The sequence below is a fragment of the Pseudoalteromonas sp. AOP7-A1-14 genome, from assembly GCF_052376275.1.
Lineage (GTDB): Bacteria > Pseudomonadota > Gammaproteobacteria > Enterobacterales > Alteromonadaceae > Pseudoalteromonas.
Genome location: NZ_JBQSVO010000032.1, coordinates 1 through 24,143, shown reverse-complemented (window position 1 = coordinate 24,143; position 24,143 = coordinate 1). Strand labels below are relative to the sequence as shown.

General features: G+C 40.1%; 20 protein-coding genes. 4 read left to right on the top strand and 16 right to left on the bottom strand.

Annotated elements, in window-relative coordinates:
- Positions 1–111: 111 nt before the first annotated feature.
- Positions 112–1,776, bottom strand: coding sequence for a glutamine--tRNA ligase (glnS, locus tag ACT3RM_RS07340; protein ID WP_441833868.1), 1,665 nt, complete (start codon positions 1,774–1,776; stop codon positions 112–114).
- Between the two features lie 230 nt (positions 1,777–2,006).
- On the opposite strand from glnS, the gene ACT3RM_RS07335 reads away from it, so the two are divergent.
- The gene (locus ACT3RM_RS07335; protein ID WP_441833869.1) at positions 2,007–3,068 is read left to right on the top strand and encodes a DUF3083 family protein; all 1,062 of its coding nucleotides are present in this window, start codon (positions 2,007–2,009) and stop codon (positions 3,066–3,068) included.
- A gap of 562 nt (positions 3,069–3,630) precedes the next feature.
- Here ACT3RM_RS07335 and sucD read toward each other — a convergent pair.
- From sucD to sdhC, 8 genes are all read right to left on the bottom strand, one after another.
- A complete protein-coding gene (sucD, locus tag ACT3RM_RS07330) occupies positions 3,631–4,503 on the bottom strand; it encodes a succinate--CoA ligase subunit alpha (protein WP_441833870.1) in 873 nt (290 codons plus the stop codon).
- Positions 4,503–5,669, bottom strand: a complete 1,167-nt coding sequence (gene sucC / locus ACT3RM_RS07325; protein ID WP_441833871.1) for an ADP-forming succinate--CoA ligase subunit beta — start codon at positions 5,667–5,669, stop codon at positions 4,503–4,505. The genes sucD and sucC overlap by 1 nt, the downstream gene beginning before the upstream one ends.
- A gap of 174 nt (positions 5,670–5,843) precedes the next feature.
- Positions 5,844–7,412, bottom strand: a complete 1,569-nt coding sequence (odhB, locus tag ACT3RM_RS07320; RefSeq protein ID WP_441833872.1) for a 2-oxoglutarate dehydrogenase complex dihydrolipoyllysine-residue succinyltransferase — start codon at positions 7,410–7,412, stop codon at positions 5,844–5,846.
- 3 nt (positions 7,413–7,415) lie between these two features.
- Positions 7,416–10,235, bottom strand: coding sequence for a 2-oxoglutarate dehydrogenase E1 component (gene sucA / locus ACT3RM_RS07315; RefSeq protein WP_441995875.1), 2,820 nt, complete (start codon positions 10,233–10,235; stop codon positions 7,416–7,418).
- Positions 10,236–10,323: 88 nt separating this feature from the next.
- Complete coding sequence (locus ACT3RM_RS07310; protein WP_441833875.1) at positions 10,324–11,040, bottom strand: succinate dehydrogenase iron-sulfur subunit; 717 nt, start codon at positions 11,038–11,040, stop codon at positions 10,324–10,326.
- A gap of 10 nt (positions 11,041–11,050) precedes the next feature.
- Positions 11,051–12,823: a succinate dehydrogenase flavoprotein subunit gene (sdhA, locus tag ACT3RM_RS07305; protein ID WP_441833876.1), complete on the bottom strand. Its 1,773-nt coding sequence runs from the start codon at positions 12,821–12,823 to the stop codon at positions 11,051–11,053.
- Positions 12,824–13,171 carry a succinate dehydrogenase, hydrophobic membrane anchor protein gene (gene sdhD / locus ACT3RM_RS07300; protein ID WP_441833877.1) on the bottom strand — a complete coding sequence of 116 codons (348 nt, stop codon included), beginning with the start codon at positions 13,169–13,171 and terminating at the stop codon, positions 12,824–12,826.
- Positions 13,162–13,539, bottom strand: coding sequence for a succinate dehydrogenase, cytochrome b556 subunit (gene sdhC, locus ACT3RM_RS07295; protein WP_441833878.1), 378 nt, complete (start codon positions 13,537–13,539; stop codon positions 13,162–13,164). Before sdhC ends, sdhD begins: the two co-directional genes overlap by 10 nt.
- 407 nt (positions 13,540–13,946) lie before the next feature.
- On the opposite strand from sdhC, the gene ACT3RM_RS07290 reads away from it, so the two are divergent.
- The 3 genes from ACT3RM_RS07290 to ACT3RM_RS07280 all read left to right on the top strand — a co-directional run bounded on the left by ACT3RM_RS07290 (position 13,947) and on the right by ACT3RM_RS07280 (position 16,993).
- The gene (locus tag ACT3RM_RS07290; RefSeq protein ID WP_441833879.1) at positions 13,947–15,227 is read left to right on the top strand and encodes a citrate synthase; all 1,281 of its coding nucleotides are present in this window, start codon (positions 13,947–13,949) and stop codon (positions 15,225–15,227) included.
- A 121-nt stretch (positions 15,228–15,348) separates the two neighbouring features.
- Positions 15,349–16,563, top strand: coding sequence for an aminotransferase class V-fold PLP-dependent enzyme (locus ACT3RM_RS07285; RefSeq protein ID WP_441833880.1), 1,215 nt, complete (start codon positions 15,349–15,351; stop codon positions 16,561–16,563).
- Between the two features lie 13 nt (positions 16,564–16,576).
- Positions 16,577–16,993 (top strand): SufE family protein, encoded by a 417-nt coding sequence (locus ACT3RM_RS07280; RefSeq protein WP_441833881.1) that lies wholly within the window; start codon positions 16,577–16,579, stop codon positions 16,991–16,993.
- Here ACT3RM_RS07280 and tcdA read toward each other — a convergent pair.
- From tcdA to ACT3RM_RS07245, 7 genes are all read right to left on the bottom strand, one after another.
- Positions 16,990–17,790, bottom strand: a complete 801-nt coding sequence (gene tcdA, locus ACT3RM_RS07275) for a tRNA cyclic N6-threonylcarbamoyladenosine(37) synthase TcdA (RefSeq protein WP_441833882.1) — start codon at positions 17,788–17,790, stop codon at positions 16,990–16,992. The two genes, ACT3RM_RS07280 and tcdA, sit on opposite strands and share 4 nt — an antisense overlap.
- Positions 17,791–18,465 (bottom strand): TIGR01621 family pseudouridine synthase, encoded by a 675-nt coding sequence (locus ACT3RM_RS07270; protein ID WP_441995173.1) that lies wholly within the window; start codon positions 18,463–18,465, stop codon positions 17,791–17,793. It abuts the gene before it with no gap.
- Complete coding sequence (kdsB, locus tag ACT3RM_RS07265; protein ID WP_441833884.1) at positions 18,466–19,251, bottom strand: 3-deoxy-manno-octulosonate cytidylyltransferase; 786 nt, start codon at positions 19,249–19,251, stop codon at positions 18,466–18,468.
- On the bottom strand, positions 19,239–19,436 hold the full coding sequence (locus tag ACT3RM_RS07260; protein ID WP_441833885.1) for a Trm112 family protein: 198 nt from the start codon (positions 19,434–19,436) through the stop codon (positions 19,239–19,241). Before ACT3RM_RS07260 ends, kdsB begins: the two co-directional genes overlap by 13 nt.
- Positions 19,426–20,406 carry a tetraacyldisaccharide 4'-kinase gene (gene lpxK / locus ACT3RM_RS07255; RefSeq protein ID WP_441833886.1) on the bottom strand — a complete coding sequence of 327 codons (981 nt, stop codon included), beginning with the start codon at positions 20,404–20,406 and terminating at the stop codon, positions 19,426–19,428. Before lpxK ends, ACT3RM_RS07260 begins: the two co-directional genes overlap by 11 nt.
- Positions 20,403–22,148, bottom strand: a complete 1,746-nt coding sequence (gene msbA / locus ACT3RM_RS07250; RefSeq protein ID WP_441833887.1) for a lipid A export permease/ATP-binding protein MsbA — start codon at positions 22,146–22,148, stop codon at positions 20,403–20,405. Before msbA ends, lpxK begins: the two co-directional genes overlap by 4 nt.
- Before the next feature lie 58 nt (positions 22,149–22,206).
- Positions 22,207–24,143: DNA internalization-related competence protein ComEC/Rec2 (locus ACT3RM_RS07245; RefSeq protein WP_444511352.1), on the bottom strand; the 1,937-nt coding region annotated here is incomplete at its 5' end.

Here is a 24,143-nt window from a genome sequence, read left to right as displayed (position 1 = left end):
CGATAATAAAAAAACCTGCAAATTGCAGGTTTTTTTATGTTTGTATTTTATTGCACCTAAAAGTATAGGTCGTTACCTACCCCAACTTTATGAGGTAGGAATATAGCAGGATTACTTTTGATCCATTTTAGCCCATGAATCTCTAAGGCCAACCGTTTGGTTAAATACTAGATTTTCAGCTTTAGTATCACGACAAAAATACCCAGTACGTTCAAACTGGAAAGCTTGTGCTGGTGCAGCACTTGCCAATGAATGTTCAAGTTTGGCGTTATTTAGTACTACCAATGAATTTGGATTTAATGTTGCTGTAAAATCCTCAGCTGCAGCCGGGTTCGGTATATTAAACAAGCGGTCGTACAAACGCACTTCTGCACTGATACATTCGCTTACCGATACCCAATGTATAACCCCTTTAACTTTACGACCATCACTTGGGTTTTTACCCAGAGTTTCATCATCATAACTACAGTAAATTGTGGTGATTTCACCATTTTTATCTTTTTCGACACGATTAGCTTTTATAACATAAGCCCCGCGTAGGCGAACTTCTTTATCAGTAACTAAACGCTTGAATTTGTTGTTGGCTTCCTCACGGAAATCTTCACGTTCAATGTAAAGTTCTTTAGTGAACGGGACTTCACGGCGACCCATGCTTTCATCATTTGGATGATTTGCTACAGACAGAACTTCAACTTTATCAGCGTCATAATTTTCAATTACAACTTTGACAGGGTCAAGTACAGCCATTGCTCGCGGCGCGTGTTCATTTAAGTCTTCACGAATACAAGCTTCTAACATGCCCATTTCAACCATATTTTCTTGCTTGGTGACACCTATACGCGCACAGAATTCACGTACTGATGCAGGCGTGTAACCACGACGCCGTAAACCCGCAACCGTAGGCATGCGAGGATCGTCCCAACCTTCAACATGTTCATTTATGACCAAGTCATTAAGCTTGCGCTTTGACATTATGGTGTATTCGAGATTTAAACGAGAGAACTCGATTTGCTGAGGATGACATTCAATACTGATATTATCTAATACCCAATCATACAAACGACGATTATCTTGAAACTCTAATGTACATAATGAATGGGTGATCCCTTCCAGTGCATCAGAGATACAATGAGTGAAATCATACATTGGATAAATGCACCACTTATCTAATGTTTGATGGTGATTAGCAAAACGGACACGGTATAAAGTCGGGTCACGAAGAACCATAAACGAACTTGCCATATCAATTTTTGCACGCAGTACACATTCACCTTCTTTGAATTCACCTCCGCGCATTTTTTCAAATAACGCTAGGTTTTCAGAAGGGCTAGTATCGCGAGTTGGGCTATTTTTTCCAGGCTCTTTTAACGTACCACGATATTCGCGTGCTTGCTCGGCAGTTAAAAAACAAACATATGCCAGCCCCTTTTCGATTAATTCAACGGCATAGTTGTATAACTCATCAAAGTAATTTGATGAGTATTGGATTTCTCCATCCCAGTTATAACCTAACCACTTTACGTCTTCTTTGATTGAGTTTACGTAATTGATATCTTCTTTTTCTGGGTTGGTATCATCAAAACGTAGGTTACAAAGACCGTCATAATCTTTGGCAATACCAAAATTAAGGCAAATTGATTTTGCATGGCCAATATGTAAAAAACCATTGGGTTCAGGTGGAAAACGGGTATGCGTTCTTGGGTGCTTCCCGCTTGCTAAATCTTCATCAATTCGGGTTCGAATAAAGTTACTTGGGCGATTCTCAATTTCCGCCATAGGAGTATAATCCTCTGAATATTGCATGGTGACAAAACGAATACATTATTACAAAAACAAGCGTTAACATACAGCAATAGATACGGGTTTATTAGATATTATGGCGAACCAATACAATACAAACCAAATAAATACGATAAAACAATAAAAGTATTGCGCCAACGCAATAAAAGGGTCATTCAAAGTCGTTACCATTGTGAAGATTTAATAACCAATTTTAAGGATTAAAAATGGCACTTTCATCTCAACATAGAGTATATATACCAACTATAGCGCGAGCGAATCATTATTTACTCGCAGAATTTAAACCTAATGATACTTTTTATGCACAGTTTAGCGATTTAAATAGCTGCTATGATCGCATCTCACGCCAATTATTCGCCTTATGTGATGAGTATGAACTTCATAATGTGCATGTTATAGCTAACGATAAATTGCCTGTAGTACGCTTCCATGAAGAAGCATACTGCTTAGAAACTGATAAACAAATACTGTTTTTTTATAATCCGCAATACCATGAGGCACATCGCTGCTTTATAGATAAACATAAGCAAAGTAAAAAAGTAAGATTGTTATTTTTAGCCACCGGCGATGATTTACGTGCCAACGCAGCGATATTTCATAACCAAGTTAAAAAAGTGATTGATGAACTGCAATCATCAATATTCAACGACACTCCAGTAAAATTACGCGACCATCAGCACCTAACTTATGATTTATTTGCGAAAGCAAAAGGTCATAAACAAAGTTACGGTTATAAGCTACGCAGCTTGTATCCCCGTTATAAAAGTAGACAGTGCTTAATACCAGATGAGCACAATGAAATGACCTACGCCACTTTTTCATTACCCATTACGCGTAGTTTAAAGACCCAGTTCCAACACTTATTGAATATTCATCAGTACACTGTATTTTATGAGTTTTTTTACACGCAATTTCTCCAGCAGTGCCGCTCAAAAGAGCTTACTCTTGGTGCTATGATAGCAAATGGCACAATGCCGATAGTCAGAAATAGTAAAATAGATAATACTGATGGTAATAATGAGTGGCAGAAACTCAGCTTCAACCAAAACTCGCAAAAGGAGCAATTTAGTCATTATTGGGAAGATAATATGTTAGTTGAAAATTTACACTTTATTATTGTCGCAAATCAACTAGACCAACACGATATGGGGTTTGGTCGTTTTATGAATCAGGTTGAATCGGTAATTAACGGCATTACCGCTGACCTTGCTATAAATGCAAAACGACAAGATTTAACAGTGCGTTTTTTCCAGCATATTAGTTACTAAACACTGAGCTGTACACTTAATCTCTCGCTGTGGTTCTTGGTAGCGTTTAATCGCATTTATATCTTTCGAGGTTACTTTAACGTGTTTTAGGTTAAGTAGAGGATATATTGCAGTATTCCCGGCAGCTACTGTTTATTGGTAGAACGCTAAATAGCTTGTACAGTACTGAGTATAAAGGCTAAATACGTCCTAATTTGCAACTTTTATATCAATAGTGGCGAGCGTTACTACTCGTCACTTCTACAAGCATCAGCAGTACCATTATAGTGATATTTGGGTGTGGTTACTTCAAAATTAAAATCATAATAAATAGCGAGAATTTACTGCTCTTAAGGTAGCACTTCGTTAGCTATGGACATACCAAAATCAAATTTTATATTAGCAGCTGTTATTAACAAATAACTATTGTTTGAAAGACTTATCAAATGTAAGAGGCCAAGGGGGATTAATTTATTTTCTTTAGGCTGGGTATAAATCGTGTAAAGAAAGTATAAAGTAAAAGAGACTTAGCTCTTAAGGAAAAGGCCCGCCTAAGCGAGCCTCAATTTAAAGTAAAACGAGCTTACCAGCCTGTTTTTTCTTTAAGTGCATTACCGATTTCAGCTAACGAACGTACAGTTTTAACGCCCGCAGATTCTAATGCAGCAAATTTTTCATCAGCAGTACCTTTACCGCCCGCGATGATTGCGCCAGCGTGACCCATACGCTTACCTTCTGGTGCAGTAACACCAGCAATGTAAGAAACAACAGGTTTAGTAACGTTAGCTTTGATGTACTCTGCAGCTTCTTCTTCTGCAGTACCACCAATTTCACCAATCATTACGATTGCTTCTGTTTGTGGATCTTTTTCGAACATTTCTAAAACGTCGATAAAGTTAGTACCTGGAATTGGGTCACCACCAATACCAACACACGTAGACTGACCGAAACCAGCGTCTGTAGTTTGTTTAACAGCTTCGTACGTTAAAGTACCAGAGCGAGAAACAATACCTACTTTACCCGGCTTGTGGATATGACCAGGCATGATACCAATCTTAGTCTCACCTGGTGTAATAACACCTGGGCAGTTAGGACCAATCATTCGAGTACCTGTTTCGTCAAGCTTAACTTTAACGTCAACCATATCAAGCGTTGGGATACCTTCAGTGATACAAACAATAAGCTCAATGCCAGCATCGATAGCTTCTAAGATTGCATCTTTACAAAAAGGTGCTGGTACATAGATAACTGAAGCTGTTGCACCAGTTTCTTGTACTGCATCACGGACAGTGTTGAATACAGGAAGACCAAGGTGCGTTTGACCGCCCTTACCTGGGCTTACGCCACCAACCATTTGTGTACCGTACTCAAGTGCTTGTTCTGAGTGGAAAGTACCTTGACCACCAGTGAAACCTTGACAGATAACTTTTGTATCTTTATTGATTAATACAGACATTATTTGCCCTCCGCAGCAGCAACAACTTTTTCAGCCGCGTCTGTTAGTGATTCAGCAGCAATGATGTCAAGATCTGAGCTCTTAAGAACGTCACGACCTAATTCGGCATTAGTACCTTCTAAACGTACAACTACAGGTACATTTACGCCAACTTCTTTAACTGCGCCAATGATACCTTCAGCAATCATGTCACAACGTACGATACCGCCAAAAATGTTAACTAAAACAGCTTTAACATTATCGTCAGAAAGGATAATTTTAAACGCTTCAGAAACACGCTCTTTAGTCGCGCCGCCACCAACATCTAGGAAGTTAGCAGGTTTTCCGCCATGTAGGTTCACGATGTCCATAGTACCCATCGCAAGGCCTGCACCGTTAACCATACAACCAACGTTACCGTCTAATGCTACATAGTTAAGTTCATAGCTTGCTGCATGTGCTTCACGTGCATCTTCTTGAGATGGATCGTGGAATTCACGAATTTTAGGTTGACGGAAAAGCGCATTACCATCGATACCAATTTTGCCATCAAGACAATGAAGGTTACCTTCATCTGTGATAACTAACGGATTGATTTCAAGTAGTGCAAAATCGAAGTCGTTGAACATGTTGCCAAGACCCATAAAGATCTTAACGAACTGTTTCATTTGTGTAGGGTTAAGACCCAACTTGAAACCTAGTTCACGTGCTTGATAAGCTTGAGGACCTACTAATGGGTCGATCTCAGCTTTGTGAATAAGTTCTGGCGTTTCTTCTGCAACTGTCTCAATTTCAACACCGCCTTCAGTAGACGCCATGAAAACAACTTTACGAGAAGCACGATCAACTACCGCACCTAGGTACAGTTCGTTTGCGATATCTGTACAGCTTTCAACCAAGATTTTAGCTACTGGCTGACCATTTTCGTCTGTTTGGTAAGTAACTAAGTTTTTACCTAACCAGTTAGCAGCGAATTCTTTAACTTCATCGATTGTTTTAACTAGCTTAACACCGCCAGCTTTACCACGGCCACCGGCGTGAACCTGAGTTTTAACAACCCATACATCACCGCCAATTTTTTCGGCAGCTGCTGCAGCTTCTTCAGGTGTATCGCAAGCGAAACCTTGAGAAACTGGTAAACCATATTCGGCAAAAAGTTGTTTTGCCTGATACTCATGCAAATTCATGATGCTTTATCCAAATTTTTATACTAAAAGAGCTGAATACTTATGCAATAAACAGCTATCCCAAATTGCGCTCCTAGTATAGATCCCAAGGCTTAACATGAAAACCCCAGTACGACCAAAGGCGCAAAAAAAAGCTGCGAAATATATCCGCAGCTTAGGTTTTATACTACTGAATTAAACATCCAGTAATAAGCGAGTTGGATCTTCTAATAACTCTTTAATAGTTACCAAGAAACCAACTGATTCTTTACCATCAATTTGGCGATGATCATATGATAACGCCAAGTACATCATTGGTAGAATTTCTACCTTACCATTTACAGCCATTGGACGGTCTTGAATTTTGTGCATACCCAAGATAGAAGACTGCGGTAAGTTAATAATAGGTGTTGAAAGTAATGAACCGAACACTCCGCCATTAGTAACAGTGAAGTTACCGCCGGTCATTTCGTCAAGTGTAAGCTTACCATCACGGCCTTTAAGTGCTAATTCACGAATGCCTTTTTCAATTTCAGCAACTGAAAGCTTGTCGCAATCTTTAAGTACTGGAGTTACTAAGCCTCGAGGAGTAGATACTGCAATACTGATATCAAAATAATTGTGATAAACAATATCATCGCCATCAATAGATGCATTTACACCAGGGAAACGCTTAAGTGCTTCAGTAATAGCTTTAACATAAAAAGACATGAAGCCTAAACGAATACCGTGACGCTTTTCAAACACTTCTTGGTACTGTTTACGAAGATCCATGATTGGCTTCATGTTCACTTCATTAAATGTAGTTAGCATCGCTGTTGAATTTTTCGCTTCAAGTAAACGATTAGCAATGGTTTTACGCAAGCGTGTCATTGGTACTCGTTTTTGTGAACGGTCACCCATAGGTGCTGCAGCGGTAGATGACTCAGCTTTAGCTTCTGAGGCTGGTGCTTTTAAGAATTTATCTACATCTTCTTTAGTCACACGGCCATTTTTACCCGAGCCTTTAATTTTTGATGCATCTAGTCCTTTCTCGGCGATTAAACGACGTACAGAAGGTGTTAGAACATCTGAGCTTTCACTCGAATCACTTGAATCTGAAGATGACTTTTCAGCTTTAGCATCTGATTTTGTATCTGATTTAGACTTACTAGCAGGAGCGCCGCCAGCTTTAACTGAGCCAATGACTTGCTCACCGAGTACAGTATCACCTTCATCATTGATGATATCACCCATTACACCATCTTCTTGGGCGACCACTTCTAGCACAACTTTATCTGTTTCGATATCAACTAGATTTTGGTCTCGCGTTACTTCGTCACCTGGCTGTACATGCCAAGTAGCAATTGTTGCATCAGCAACTGATTCTGGAAGTACGGGTACTTTAATATCCACTTTTTTACCTTCTGATGCTGGAGCTTCTTGAGCCGCTGGAGCGTCTTCTGATTTTTCTGGTTTATCTTCGTTCTCTTCAGATTTAGACTCAGCCTCTGGTGACGCTTCATCTTTTGTTGAAGAAGATTCATCGGCTTCGCCGATTAAACCAATTACTTGGTCACCAAGTACAGTCGCACCGGATTCTTCTGAAATCTCAGTAAGCACACCATCATCTTGGGCAACCACTTCTAAAACTACTTTATCTGTTTCAATATCAACTAAGTTTTGGTCACGGCTTACTTTGTCGCCAACATTTACGTGCCATGTTGCAACAGTCGCATCAGCAACCGACTCAGGAAGAACAGGAACTTTAATTTCTGTACTCATTGCTTATCCTTTCTTTTGTATAGTAAGCGCATCGGCAACGAGCGCTTGTTGTTCTTTAGTATGCACTGACATATAACCACATGCTGGTGATGCTGATGCTTTACGCCCTGCGTATTTTAACTTAGCAGCTTCTGGAAGAGCTTCAACAAAATGATGTTGAGAACAATACCAAGCACCTTGGTTTTGTGGTTCTTCCTGGCACCAAACAAAGTCTTTAACATGCTGGTAGTTTTGCATTATCGCTTCCATTTCGTCGTGTGGGAACGGATATAACTGCTCGACACGGACAATGGCAATATTATCGATTTCTTGCTTACGACGCTCTTGTAATAGTTCGTAGTAAACTTTACCGCTACAAAACACAACACGCTCAACTTTATCAGCCGCAATATCATCAATTTCATCAATCATATTGTAGAAAACACCTTCAGAAAGTTCTTCTAATGATGATGTTGCAAGTGGATGACGAAGTAGTGACTTAGGTGTCATAACAATCAGAGGACGACGCAGTGGTCGAACTGATTGGCGACGTAGCATAGCGTAAACTTGTGCAGGAGTTGAAGGCACACATACTTGCATGTTGTGATCAGCACAAAGTTGCAAGAAACGCTCAAGACGTGCAGAGCTATGTTCAGGGCCTTGACCTTCATAACCATGTGGTAACAAAATTGTTAGGCCGCATAAACGTCCCCACTTTTGTTCACCAGAACTTAAAAATTGGTCAAATACAACTTGTGCACCATTTGCGAAATCACCAAACTGTGCTTCCCAAATAACAAGTGACGTAGGCTCTGCTGTCGCATAACCGTATTCAAAAGCCACAACGGCTTCTTCAGAAAGCACCGAGTCAAATACTTGAAATGCGCCTTGGTCTTCACTTAAGTTCTGTAAAGGCGTATACGTTGCACCATCATCTTGACTATGAATAACCGAATGACGATGGAAGAAAGTACCACGCCCGGTATCTTGTCCAGTCAGACGAATATCAGTGCCTTCTGTTGCGATTGTTGCATAAGCAAGCGTTTCTGCCATACCCCAATCAAGTGCTTTTTCGCCAGCAGCCATAAGCTTGCGGTCGTCGTAAATTTTCTTAACGCGCGATTGTGCATTGTACCCTTCAGGGTAGCTGGCTATCTTTTCGCCCAGCTCTTTTAATTTTTGAACTGAAACACTGGCATCGTAGTCGACACTCCATTCATGACCAACAAACTTAGCCCAATCAGAAGAATGAGAAGTTTCTGGTTGAATTTCCTCAACCACACAATCTCCACCATCTAAACCATCTCGGTAATCATTCGCGATAGCTTTTACGTCGTCTTCACTTAACGAGCCTTCACTTATAAGTTGATCAGCATAGATTGCACGAGGAACTGGGTGCTTTTTAATTTTTTGATACATGACTGGTTGAGTCGCATTTGGCTCATCTGCTTCGTTATGGCCATGACGACGATAGCAAACCAAGTCAATCACTACATCACGTTTAAACTGATTTCTAAAATCAAGCGCGAGTTGCGTTACGAATGCAACAGCCTCAGGATCATCTGAATTAACGTGGAAAATAGGTGACTGAACCATTTTAGCAATGTCAGTACAGTAATCTGTAGAGCGAACATCTGCTTTCTTAGAAGTAGTAAAGCCAACCTGATTATTAACTATGATGCGGATACTACCACCACAGCTAAAGCCATTAGTTTGCGACAAGTTAAATGTTTCTTGTACTACACCTTGACCAGCCACAGCTGAATCACCATGAATGGTGATAGGCAATGCTTTAATACCCGATGTATCACCTAAACGGTCTAGACGTGCGCGCACTGAACCCATTACTACTGGATTAACAATTTCCAAATGAGATGGGTTAAAAGCAAGTGCCATATGCACTTTTCCGCCTTTAGTAGCAAAGTCAGATGAGTAACCCATGTGATATTTAACATCACCTGAGCCTAATGTTTCTTTATGTTTACCGGCAAATTCATCAAAAAGCTCAGACGGATTTTTGCCGAGTACGTTTACAAGTACGTTTAAGCGGCCACGGTGAGCCATTCCAATAACAGCTTCTTGCTGGCCACTTTCACCTGCCCGGTGAATAAGCTCTTTAAGCATAGGAACAAGCGCATCACCACCTTCGAGTGAGAAGCGTTTTGCTCCAGGGAATTTAGACCCTAAATATTTTTCAAGACCATCTGCTGCCGTCAATCCTTTTAGGATACGTAGCTTTTCATCTTTATTGAATTTGGGATGTGACTGTACTGATTCCAAACGTTGTTGTAACCAGCGTTTTTCCTCAGTCGATGTGATGTGCATATACTCAGCACCTATGGAACCACAGTAGGTGGTTTTTAAGGCTTGGTATAACTCACCTAAAGGCATAGTGTCGCGGCCTACAGCAAACGATCCTACATTAAACTCGCGGTCAAAATCAGCTTCAGATAAATCGTGGAATTCAAGTGCTAAGTCTCGAACGCGTTCACGCTGCCAAATTCCTAGTGGATCTAGATTGGCATTTTGGTGACCACGGAAACGGAAAGCATTTATAAGCTGAAGCACTTTGACTTGTTTAAGGTCACCGCCTCCACCTTCTGCTACCACTACTTCTCTATGCTTGTTTTTAGCAAGCGCCGCAAATTGTGCACGAACTTCTGAATGTTTAACTTCAACATCCACACCGTCAACTTTCGGTAATTGTTCGAACACTTCTCGCCATTCTTCTGGCACCGAAGTCGCATCATCTAAATACGCTTCATAAAGCTCTTCTACATAAGCAACGTTACCGCCGTTTAAATGTGAAGATTCTAGCCATGCCTTCATCACACCTTCGTGCATTTATAAGCCCTTTTTTTTAGCGCAGAAATTAATTGTTATATAACAAGATGGCTAACCGTAATTAGCCATCTAACTGTTTGTCAACAAATTAAACCGAACGGTTTAAAAGCATTGATTTGATTTGTCCAATTGCCTTGGTCGGATTAAGACCTTTAGGACAAACGCTAACACAGTTCATGATACTGTGACAACGGAACACACTGAACGCATCGTCCAAGTCAGCTAAACGTTCTTCTGTAGCGGTATCTCGGCTATCTGCCAAGAAACGATATGCATGAAGAAGACCTGCTGGACCAATGAACTTGTCTGGATTCCACCAGAACGAAGGACACGATGTTGAACAACATGCGCACAGAATACACTCATAAAGCCCATCTAATTTGTCACGTTCTTCGATAGACTGAAGACGTTCACCCGCCGCTGGCGTGTCGTTAATTAAAAACGGTTTTACTTTTTCGTATTGAGTGTAGAACTGACTCATATCAATAACAAGGTCACGTACCACAGGTAAGCCCGGTAATGGACGTACTACGATTTTACCTTTGCCATTTTTTTGTAGCGTAGATAAAGGGGTAATACAAGCCAGACCATTTTTACCATTCATGTTAACACCGTCAGAACCACACACGCCTTCACGACATGAACGACGAAATGAAAGTGTTGGATCTTGCTCTTTTAATAATAAAAGTGCGTCCAATACCATCATGTCTTGGCCTTCCTCAGTTTGCAAGGTGTATTCTTGCATACGTGGGGCGTTATCAACATCTGGATTGTAACGATAAACAGAAAATTGTACTTGTGCCATCGTCTCGCTCCTAGTAGGTACGTGCTTTAGGTGGAAATGCTTCACGTGTTTTCGGCGCATAGTTTACATCGCGCTTGCTCATCTCATCCGTAGTTGGATTAAAGATTGAGTGACATAACCAGTTATCGTCATCACGATCTGGGAAGTCAAAGCGTGAATGTGCACCACGGCTTTCAGTACGGAAGTTTGCAGCTACTGCAGTTGAGTAAGCTGTTTCCATTAAATTATCTAACTCAAGACATTCGATACGTTGCGTATTGAAGTCTGACGACTTGTCATCAAGACGTGCAAACTGTAAACGTTCACGAATTTCTTTAAGTTCTTTAAGACCGCTAGCCATTGTGTCACCTTCACGGAATACCGAGAAATTAAGCTGCATACATTGCTGTAGGTCTTTTTTGATTTGGAACGGATCTTCGCCTTGACCAGTAGTTGAACTTTCCCAGCGATTGAAACGCGCTAATGACGCTTCAAGGTCAGATTCTGACGCTGCTTTGGAAATTTCTACATCATTAAGGTATTTACCTAAGAAGTTACCCGCTGCACGGCCAAACACCACTAAATCAAGAAGTGAGTTACCACCTAAACGGTTAGCGCCGTGTACTGATACACAAGCAATCTCACCCACTGCAAATAAACCTTCAACTACTTTTTCGTTGCCTTGAGCATCGATTTGTAGCGCCTGACCATTTACGTTTGTAGGCACACCACCCATCATATAATGACAAGTAGGGATAACCGGAATAGGCTCTTTTGATGCATCAACGTGAGCAAAGGTTTTCGCTAAGTCCATTACACCTGGCAAACGCAAGTTTAATGTTTCTGCACCTAAATGGTCTAGTTTAAGCTTAAGGTGAGGACCCCAAGGACCATCACAGCCACGACCTTCGCGTATTTCAGTCATCATTGAACGTGCTACCACATCGCGAGACGCTAAGTCTTTCGCATTTGGTGCATAACGTTCCATGAAACGTTCGCCATCTTTATTTAAAAGATAACCACCTTCACCACGACAACCTTCAGTTACTAACGTACCTGCGCCTGCAATACCCGTTGGGTGGAATTGCCACATTTCCATGTCTTGCATAGAAATTCCAGCACGTGTTGCCATACCAACACCATCACCCGTATTAATGTGAGCATTGGTTGTTGATGCGAAGATTCGGCCTGCACCACCGGTAGCTAACACAACCGCTTTTGACTTGAAGAAAGTGATTTCACCGGTTTCAATATCAATCGCAGTACAACCTACTACGTCGCCATTATCGTTTTTAACTAAATCTAACGCATACCACTCAGAGAACACATTAGTTTTATTTTTAACGTTTTGTTGGTAAAGCAGATGCAATAGAGCATGACCAGTACGGTCAGCTGCAGCGGCTGTACGCGCGGCTTGCTCACCACCAAAGTTTTTCGACTGACCACCGAAAGGACGCTGATAAACACGACCTTTTTCAGTACGCGAAAATGGTAAGCCCATATTTTCTAATTCAGTAATAGCTTCTGGGCCTGTTTGACACATATATTCGATAGCGTCTTGGTCTCCGATAAAATCAGAACCCTTAACTGTATCGTACATATGCCATTCCCAGTTATCTTCATGAGTGTTACCCAGCGCTACCGTAATACCACCCTGTGCTGAAACAGTGTGAGAACGGGTTGGGAAAACTTTAGAGATAAGTGCACAGGTTTTACCTGATTCAGTGATTGCTAGTGCTGCGCGCATACCCGCACCACCTGCGCCAATCACAACGGCGTCAAATTCTCGAACAGAATGATTCACTTAAACACCCCATAAAACGATTAGACCAATAGCTACGTACGCAATGGCCATTAAGTTTAAGACAAAGCCTAATACAGCACGAAGCTTAGCGCATTTAACATAGTCAGTTAATACTTGCCAAAGGCCAATACGGGTATGAACCATAATGCAAACGAGGGTAATTAACGTAAACCCTTTCATTGCTAGGTTAGAGAACAGGCCTTGCCAGGCTTGATAGGTGACTTCTGGAGTACATAAGAAGTAGCCAATAATAAAAATCGCATATGCGGTAATTACTAAAGCCGTGGTACGTAAAGATACGAAATCTTGTACACCGTCACGTTTTAGAGTTGCTTGATTTAAAACCATATCCACACCCCTGCTAGAATTGCAGCGATAACACCAAGTGCCATCGAGATATTAGCGCTAAGGTTACCTGACTCAAGTTCTTCCCAATGGCCCAAATCCATAATAATATGACGTAAACCACCAATAATATGGTACGCCAATACAGAAATAGTGCCCCAAGCTATAAATTTAGCAATGAATCCGCTAAACAGACCCTTGACAAATTCAAAACCTTCAGCAGAAGAAAGAGACTCAGACCACGCCCAAATGACAAACGTTAAAGCAAAAAATAATGCAACACCGGTGACGCGGTGTAAAATTGATGCTTTAGCTGATGCCGGCATAGATATAGTTGTTAGATCTAGATTTACAGGTCTTTGCTTTTTCACAGTTACTTGCCCATCTTGCTCACAGTGGAGCTCATCTACTTGTTTTTCTTAACCCACCAAAAATAATTTTTTGATGGAACTATCTAAATAAACATCGTTATACATAAAAAGTTTACAGTTACGCAAAATTTGAATGTAAATTCCATTTACCTACAGACAATACGGTATAAAACCTATGATAGTATATATAGCCGAAGCCCTTTTTACAATTCTTGTTTATTTATAGTCGTTTGCGAATTAGCCAATGGTATAATATTTTACTGCTGAAGAATATTTATTATCTATATGTGCATAATGTTTATAAAAATTGACTTTAGCCCCCTCTTTCACGTTAAAATGAAGATGATGTGCTTAAACAGATTCAGAACATAACAATCAGAGTTGTTATCTTAATAGGAGATAAATAGATGGCGGATAAGAAAGCCACAGTCCATATTGATGGTCTAGATCCAATCGAACTTCCAATTTACCAAGGCACTGCTGGCCAAGACGTTATAGACGTCCGTACGCTAGGTTCACACGGTCACTTCACGTATGACCCAGGTTTTATGTCAACAGGTTCTTGTGAATCGACAATCACATACATCGATGGCGGCAAAGGTGTATTATTGCACCGCGGTTATCCAATCGAACAATTAGCAGATAACTCAAACTACATTGAGCTTTGTTACTTGCTTCTTAATGGTGAACTTCCTTCTAAAGAACAATATGAGAATTTTGAACTAGAAATTACTCGCAGCACTATGCTTGATGAGAAAATCGCTACTTTCTTCCAAGGTTTTCGCTTTGATGCACACCCAATGGCAATGCTTTGTGGTGTGGTTGGCGCATTATCATCTTTCTACCATGAAGATCTTGATATAACTGACTCAAACCAACGTAAAACCAGTGCAATTAAGCTAGTAGCTAAGTTACCGACTATTGCTGCGATGGCTTATAAAACAAACATTGGTCAACCATTTGTTTACCCACGTAACGAGTTAAGCTACGCTGAAAACTTCTTGCACATGATGTTCTCTGTCCCAGCTGAAGAGTATAAAGTTAACCCTGTAACGGCTAAAGCAATGGATAAAATATTCATGCTTCATGCTGATCACGAGCAAAACGCATCAACGTCAACAGTACGTTTAGCCGGTTCTTCAGGTGCTAACCCTTATGCATGTATTGCTGCTGGTATTGCATCACTTTGGGGCCCTGCTCACGGCGGCGCAAATGAAGCATGCTTAAATATGCTTGAAGAAATTGGTTCAGTTGACCGTATTGATGAATACGTTGCTAAAGCAAAAGATAAATCGGACCCGTTCCGTCTTATGGGCTTTGGTCACCGTGTCTACAAAAACTTCGATCCACGTGCAACAGTAATGCGTCAAACATGTCATGAAGTTTTAGAAGAGCTTAATATTCAAGATCCATTGCTTGATATCGCAATGAAACTTGAGCAAATAGCCCTTGAAGACCCATACTTTGTTGAGAAGAAACTTTACCCGAACGTAGATTTCTATTCAGGTATCATCTTAAAAGCGATTGGTATTCCAACAAGTATGTTTACAGTTATTTTTGCTATGGCACGTACCGTAGGTTGGATTTCTCACTGGGATGAGATGTTATCTCAATCTGGTCACAAGATAAGTCGTCCACGTCAACTGTACACTGGTGAAACACACCGTGACTACAAAGCGAAATCATAACTTTTAAATAAGTTTTGTAATAAAAAAAGGCCGCACCGCGGCCTTTTTTATTGCTTATCTATTGTTAAAAATCTCAAAGTAATTAAAATCCTCTGCAAATTTGTAATTATGTGGCAAGCCAATGTTTGATATTGATAAAGTACGTTTAGATTTCCCCTTGCTAAGCCTGCAAATTAACGCTCAACCTTTAGTTTATTTAGACTCAGCAGCAACAAGCCAAAAACCTAATTGCGTCATTGATGCTACTAATAAATTTTATACTAAAGAGAATGCTAACGTACATAGAGGTCGCCACACACTAAGTGAAAATGCAACACAAAAATACGAGCAAACGCGACAAACAATGGCTGACTTTTTTGCTGTAAAAGCCTCTGAAATTGTCTGGACCAAAGGCGCAACTGAATCCGTTAATTTGATTGCGAATGGCCTAGATAGCGGCTTAAAAACAGGTGACAAGATTGCGGTTTCCTATTTAGAACACCATGCCAATTTAGTGCCTTGGCAACAACTTGCAAAGCGCTCGGGTTGCGAGTTAATCGTTCTGCCAATAACTGATAATCACACTTTAGATGCCCAAGCATGTAGTGAATTTATTAAATTGCATAAGCCTAAAATAGTTGCTGTTACACACGCCTCTAATGCGCTCGGCAATATCACAGAATTATCACCTATTATTGCAGCCTGTAAGCAGGTAAGCGCTATTTCAGTAATTGATGGCGCACAAGCAGCAATGCATTTAAGGCCTGATTTAACATCGCTTGATTGCGACTTCTATGTTTTCTCGGCCCATAAAATGCTTGGGCCAACCGGGTTAGGTGGTTTATATGGCCGTTACTCCCGCTTAAATGAATTAGCGGTTTACCAAACAGGCGGAGAAATGATCGAACGCGTAACGCTTTTTAGCAGTACATTTCGTGAAGCTCCCCATAAATTTGAAAGCGGCACCCCTAATATTGCTGGTGTTGTAAGCTTTGGCTCTGCGATTAATTATCTAAATTCACTTAATCAACATGATTTACAAGAGTATGAGCTGTCATTATTTAATTACGCTATTGCAAAGTTAACAAGTATCGACGGAATTAAAATTTACAGCCAACACCAGAAAAACATTGGTAATATTAGCTTTAATTATGCCAATGAGCACTCCTTTGATGTAGCCACATTACTTGACGGCTATGGTATTGCAGTACGCAGCGGTCACCACTGTGCACAACCACTAATGGATAAGTTAGCAGTAACAGGCACCGTACGTGTAAGCTTGGCCTTTTATAATACTTATCAAGATGTTGACTTATTTATTGCTGCATTGCGTGAATGTATAGCGCTGTTAGATTAATTTAGGATACTTAATGACAAATTCATTTAAAGAAATCACTTCAAACATTCAGCAAGCAACAGGTTGGCAGCAAAAATATCGCCAAATTATGCTTTTAGGTAAGCAGCTTCCTACTTTTCCAGCGCCAATGAAGGTCGATGATGCACTTGTAAAAGGGTGCGAAAGCAACGTTTGGCTCTATATTGATTTTGATCTTTCAGAAAAGCATTTAGTATTGGCTGGTGACTCTGATACTCGTATAGTAAAAGGTTTATTAGCGCTTATTTTAGCACTATATAATGGCTTAACCCCTGAGCAAGCAAGTGAAGTTGATGCTTATGAGCAGTTTAATAAGATGGGCTTAATTAATCATTTAAGTCCATCTAGGGGAAATGGTATTAAGGCTATTGTTGATAAAATTCAAAAAATTGCATTAGAGAAAAGCGTTTAGCTCGTTGCTAAACGCTCTCGTTTAGCTAAGTACTTTTTAACTGCTTTAGCTGCAACAAAAAAACCAAAACTACCGGTTATCATAGTCACCGATCCAAAGCCGTTATTACAGTCCATATTCATTGTCCCATCAGCGCTTTGCTTGGCATGACAAACTAGACCGTCACTACCGGGATAAACTAATTGCTCGGTTGAGTAAACACAATCAATATTAAACTTTCGCTTAGGATTGCTACTAAAGTTGTACTGTTTACGTAGAATATAACGCACTTTTGCAAGTAATGGGTCCTGCGTTGTTTTTGCGACGTCACCAAACGCTATTTGACTCGGATCAGTTTGCCCGCCTGCACCACCCGTGGTAATAATTGGCAATTTATTACGCTTGCAGTAAGCTATTAATGCTGCTTTTTCTTTTACCGCGTCTATGCAGTCAATAACGTAATCAAAGCCTTGAATATGCTCAGGTATATTATCTAACGTAATAAAATCGTCAATAACATCAATTTTGCAGTCAGGATTAATAAGCTCGCAACGTGCTTTCATTGCATCTACTTTTGCGTTACCAACAGTCCCTGTAAGCGCATGTATTTGCCTATTAATATTAGTAGCACAAATATCATCTAGATCAATTAGCGTTAATTTCCCGACACCTGAACGAGCCAACGCTTCAGCAGCCCAGCTGCCAACACCGCCTATACCAATAATGCAAAAGTGAGCTTCTTGCAGCCATGCAAATTGCTGCGCTCCATATAAACGTTTAATACCACCAAAGCGAATGTCTTGTGTTGTTTGTGTCATTTACCAGTCCAACTGCCAAGGTGATTGCCAACCTTGAAATAGTTCATGTTCAAAAATACTCTTAAAAACAGCATCATCTATATGAGTAAGCTGATAATGCATATCCTCACCTTGCCATCTAAAACGAAGAGCAAAAGCATGCAAGCATGTCCGCGGGTGTAATTCGCCGCTGTAAAGCACATCACCTAAAATAGGAGCTGATACATTTTTCATCGCTACCCGCAGTTGATGAGTTTTCCCCGAATACGGTTTTAATAAAAAAGCACGCAAATTTTCTTTTACACTAAACGAGTAAAAGCGAGTTATCGCAGGGTTTTCTTGGCTTTTTAAAAGCTTAAAACTGCCACGGCGACTTTTAGCCATATCGCCTTTGATCCAACCTTGCTTTTTTTTAGGCTTTTGCGTACTTAGTGCCAAATAGAATTTACTAACTTGGTGATCACTAAAAAGCGAAGTAAATAATGATGCAGCAGACTTATTACGCGCCAGAATTATCAAACCTGAAGTGACTTTATCTAAGCGATGCACCGGATAAAGTTTTTCATTTAGCTGTTGTTCCGCAATTACAACAAAGCCAGGACCTTCTTCACTATGAAAACTCATACCCGCAGGTTTATTAAAAACATAGTAGTCAGGTTCACTGGCGATAACTGTAAGCTCTTTATAATCCGTCATTTAATTGCTTGATTCTTCCTGACTAGAGCTTTGTCGTTTTACTTCAGCCACGACACGGGCTAAGTCTTCTGGTGTATCAACCCCTGCTTGTGGTGTTATCAGTGCCGGCTCTATTTTTATAGCATAACCGTGATATAGCACGCGTAATTGCTCAAGTGACTCTAACTGCTCCAGCGGTGATGCAGCTAATGCAATGTATTGCTTAATGAATCCTGCGCGATAAGCGTAAATACCAATGTGACGTTGATAATCACCTACATTAATTTTATCAAGGTTATTACCCATCAGCGCATCGCGGTGATACGGAATCGCCGAGCGCGAAAAGTACAGCGCATTTTTATTTATATCACTGACGACTTTGACGCAATTAGGATTTAAAATATCATCACGGTTATCTAGTACCGTACTTAAGGTAGCCATCGGAGCGGTTGAATCAGCCAATAATGCAGCTACCTGCGAAACATTTTTGCTGGCAAGTAATGGCTCATCCCCTTGAACATTAACGACAATAGTTTCGTCATCTAGGTTTAATAAAGCCATAACCTCGCCAAGCCGTTCAGTACCTGATTGATGATCATCACGCGTCATTAATACATCGTCAGTAAAGGAAGAGACGACATCAAATACAGCTTGATGATCAGTGGCAATCACCACTTTACTCGCCCCTGATTGGCAAGCCTTTTGATATACATGCTCGATCATTGGTTTTCCGCATATATCGGCAAGCGGCTTACCCGGTAGACGACTTGATGCGTATCGCGCAGGTATAACAACTACGAATTCCACTTTTCAACCTCAGCTTGTGATAATTCACGCGCTTCGTTTTCCAGCAGCACCGGAATATCATCAACAACCGGATAAGCAAGCTTTGCGGCAGTACTAATTAATTCGCTATTTTCTTTATCAAAACGTAGCTTGCCTTTGCCCACTGGACAGGCAATTACTTCGAGTAATTTAGTATCAAAAGCCATGGAGGATCCCTTTTTCTTTAAGTAATACGTTTAATTTATTAATAACCGCTGTTGAGGGCTTGGCATCAACCGGTAAATAATACCAATTTTGTTTAGCAAAAGAGCGACATTTTACCGCATCTTTTTCCGTCATAATGACGATATCATTATTAAAATGTGCAAAATCATGCGGCGTATAAGCATGATGATCACGAAAATGCTGGTAACTGAGTAATTTAATACCTTGTAACTGAAGACTTTCTTCAAAACGTGTAGGATTACCGATAGCACTAACTGCATGGCCTTGCACTATTGGCTCTGTAGGCGGCTGGTTATCAACCACCGATAATAAATTACTAGCCTGAAGTTGGTAGTTATATTCAGCAAAACCGCCATTTTCAATAACTAAATCAACACTATTTAAGCGCCGAGTACTTTCACGTAAAGGGCCTGCGGGTATTAAAAAGCCATTTCCAAAACGCCGCACGCTGTCAACAATACAACATTCGATAACTCGTGGCATTTTATAATGCTGCATGCCATCATCAGAGATAATCACATGCAAACTATATTGCTCACTGAGTAATTTAATATTGTCTTCGCGGTTGGGGCCTACCACTACCGGGCAACCTAAACGCTGCTTGATCAAAACAGGCTCATCGCCGGTCTGCGTGGTACAACTTGTACTTTTAACAACAAGTGGGTAGCTGTCACTTTTTCCGCCGTAACCACGGCTTATAACACCCACATTTAACCCCTGCGACGCGAGGTAATTGCCTAGCCATATAACAAATGGGGTTTTTCCATTGCCACCGACACTAATATTACCTACCACAATGATAGGCACATCACTTTTGAATCTCCTTAAAACATCACAGCTATAGAGAAACTTTCTTAGTGTTGCAATTAACCAAAACAAACCACTTAACGGCAAGAGTAAAAATGTTATCAAACGGGGCTTTTTATACCAACTTTGCTCTATCTTACTCATCCCTGTTCGCCAAATTGCATTTTACACAGGGCACTATACATGCCTTCATTAGCGAGTAACTGCTGGTGAGCACCACTTTCAATCACAGCACCGTTATCAATAACATAGATGCGATCGCTGTTTTCGATTGTAGATAAACGATGAGCAATAACAATGGATGTTTTATCTTTCATTAATACATCCAGTGCCTGCTGAATTAGCTTTTCAGACTCAGTATCAAGGGCTGAAGTCGCCTCGTCTAAAATTAATATAGGCGCATCTTTTAAAATAGCGCGTGCAATAGCGATACGTTGTCGCTGTCCTCCAGATAACATTACACCGTTTTCACCTACCATAGTATCTAAACCTTCTGGTAAGTTTTTAACAAACTCCCATACATGAGCCTGCTTAACGACTTGCATTAATTCATCGTCAGACAGCTGACGATCAATTGCATAAGCAATATTATTAGCTATTGTGTCATTAAAGAGCACCACTTGCTGAGAAACCAAAGCAAATTGACGTCTTAAATCAGCCAGCTTGTAATCGGCAAGTTTAATTCCATCAAGTAAAATTTCACTACCAGGGGCTAAATCATAATAACGGGGTAACAGATTCGAAATTGTTGATTTACCTGAACCAGAACGACCAACCAATGCTACACTTTCGCCTGCCTGGATAGTCATCGATAAATCTTTAAGTACGGGTTCATCTTTGGTTGGGTAATTAAAAGTTACATGTTGAATTTCAATTAAGCCATTCACTTTATCAATTCCAACAGTACCCAAATCCTTTTCTACTTCTTGGTCAAGCACCTCAAAGATACTTTGCGCAGCCGATATACCTCGCTGCAAATCACTATTTACATTCGCGAGCTGCTTGAGAGGTCTAAGTAGCATCATCATTGATGAAATTAACACCACAAAATCACCAGAGCTAATTGCATCGATCATTGATGGCATAGAAACCATCCATAAAATAACAGCCATAGCACTAGCAGCTAGAACTTGAATAACCGATACACTGAGCGCCTTAGTTGCATCCATTTTGATACGCTGCTGACGATTGTGATTATTTATTTTAGCAAACTGGTCAATTTCTTGTTGCTGCCCACCAAAGCCGTGAATAACTTTATGGCCCGACAGCATTTGCTCAGAACTTTTAGTAACTTGTCCCATTGCAGATTGGATACTTTTAGAAATATGACGAAAGCGCTTAGATACAACGCTGACAATAATCGCGACCAGAGGAATAATCACTAAAAAAACAAGAGATAGCTTCCAACTGGTGTAAAACATAACAGCTAATAAAAACACCACAAAAGCCCCTTCTCTTACCACAATAAGTAGTGCTTTTGTAATAGCTTGTTGAACCTGCTCTGTATCAAAGGTAATTTTAGAGATTAAATCACCGGTAGAGTTTTTATCATGAAATGAGACCGGCAAATGCAAAATATGCTCAAATAGTTGCTGACGCAGCGAACGCACAACCTGCGACCCAACATAGCTTAAACAGTACGAGGACATAAAATTAAACAAGCCACGACCAAGCACTAATGCAATAACCACAAATGGCGCATATTTTAATACCTCGGCATTGCGTTGGTTTAAACCTTGGTCAATAAATGGTTTCATTAACTGAATAAACAACGCATCCATTGCTGAGTAACCAATCATACCTACGATAGCGACTATCGCGACGGTTTTAAATTCCCCCACATAACTCATTAGGCGTTTATAGATTTGGATTGTTGTTTGACTCATAACGTTCTCATTATTATCTTATGCGCCTATTGTATCCTCAGCGACATAAAAACTAAACTCAATCTTTGAGAAACCAATAACTTTCAAGCGCTCTGGCGGTATTTACTTGATAGTCATCATGGTAAAACACCACCTGAACTTGGCCTGTAAGCGCTGTATTGTATTGCTGTACACTATTTTGCTTATATCTGGCGATAACATGTTCATTTGGTAAGTTCCACTGCCCTTTATAACGCGAAGAATGAATGACGACTTTTGGCTTAACTGATTGTATAAACAACTCACTCGAGGATGTGTTACTACCATGGTGTGGGCTCACTAATATAGTACTCGGTGTCAGTAACCCTTTTTTAATTAACGACTGTTCTCTTTTTTCTGAAATGTCACCCGTTAATAGTACGTTAAAGTGACCATCGCTAATGGCAACCACACACGATCGATCATTATTTGAGGTAAACTTCGCATCAACGGGCAATAGTCTCACCGCTAAACCATTAAATTGATAACTTCCTGCTTTACAGCCCTGATCAATTCCATTTGGATGAAACTGATTAAAGGTTGCGTTAAATCCGGCGGCTTTTAAGTGACTGACCCCACCTGCATGGTCTTTATCTAGGTGGCTAATTATACTGTGCTTAATTGTGATCCCCTGTTTTTTAGTATAAGACAGAAGCACACCTTGTATCTTACTATATCGGTCAAAATAAATTGGCCCGGTATCATATAACAAACCTTGATTATCTTTACTTATCAACACCATTAAGCCATGACCTACATCAAAAACATCTAAACACCAATTTGCAGAAGGCTTAATAAAATGCTCTAAACTATAAATCAGTAAAGGAATAAGGCACAGGCGTTTAACGGGTGAAAAATACAATACTGCCAATGTTATATAACAAAATAACAGCTCTGCTTTTAAAAACCGACCATAATCCAACCACTGAATATCGACTGGAATTTTAGCCAAACCCAAAAAAGCGAACTTCAAAAGTAGATCAAGCAGAGCGACTAAATGATTAATATCAAATAAAAAACCGAGTAAGGTAAATGCCAATAACATAGGCATAATTACAAAGCTCAGTAATGGGATAGCAAGAATGTTAATCACAACGCCAATGAGGCTAACACCATTAAAAAAATATAAAGATAAAGGCAATAAACCTATAAAAAGTGCGAGCTGAATAATCAACAGCATTTTCAAGTTTTGGCTGAATTTAGTAATACGGCTCTTAGTTTGTGTTCCTTTATTGATAAATACCAAGAAAATAATAACAACCGCTGTAAATGAAAAATACAAACCAGGGTTGAGTAGACTAAATGGATCGAGAAATAAAACGGCGACTAACGCATATAATAAACTTCGCCAGCGTAACCCCTGCTTAGTAGAAAAATACAGCACAATAAAACAACCAAGCATAATAAGTGCACGAGTAGCTGAAACTAAAAAATCACTTAAATACACATATATGAAGGCTAAAACAAAGCCACTTAAACTATAAATAGTACGCAAGTTATAATCTTGTCTTGCTTGCTCAGTTAGGTATTTAAGTACAATATACGTGTGTATGAAGCGACTACAATAAAATCCGATCGCGAAAATAAGACCTATATGTAACCCAGAGATAGCGAGAAGGTGGCTTAACCCCAAATGTTGTAATTGCTGTTTTTTCTCAAATGACATTAGTCGCTTATCACCCGTTAATAAAGCGTAATAAAGCCAATTAAACTCACTTTGTTTATACAGCTCAAATACCCTTTTTTGATAAGCACTACGGATAGGTGATTGCATAGCGGGTTGATGGTGAATTAACTCCCCGACTTGCTTTCCTTTAAAAAATATTCGCTTAGAAAAAGCAAAACGCTCTTTATCAAATACTGCGATGTTTTTATTACTACGGTAGGGTTTCAAATGAGCAGCTAGCTGAAGTTGATCATTAACAAGTAAAGGATTATGCGTATTTATACTCAATAATGCCGAGGGAGCTGTTAAAC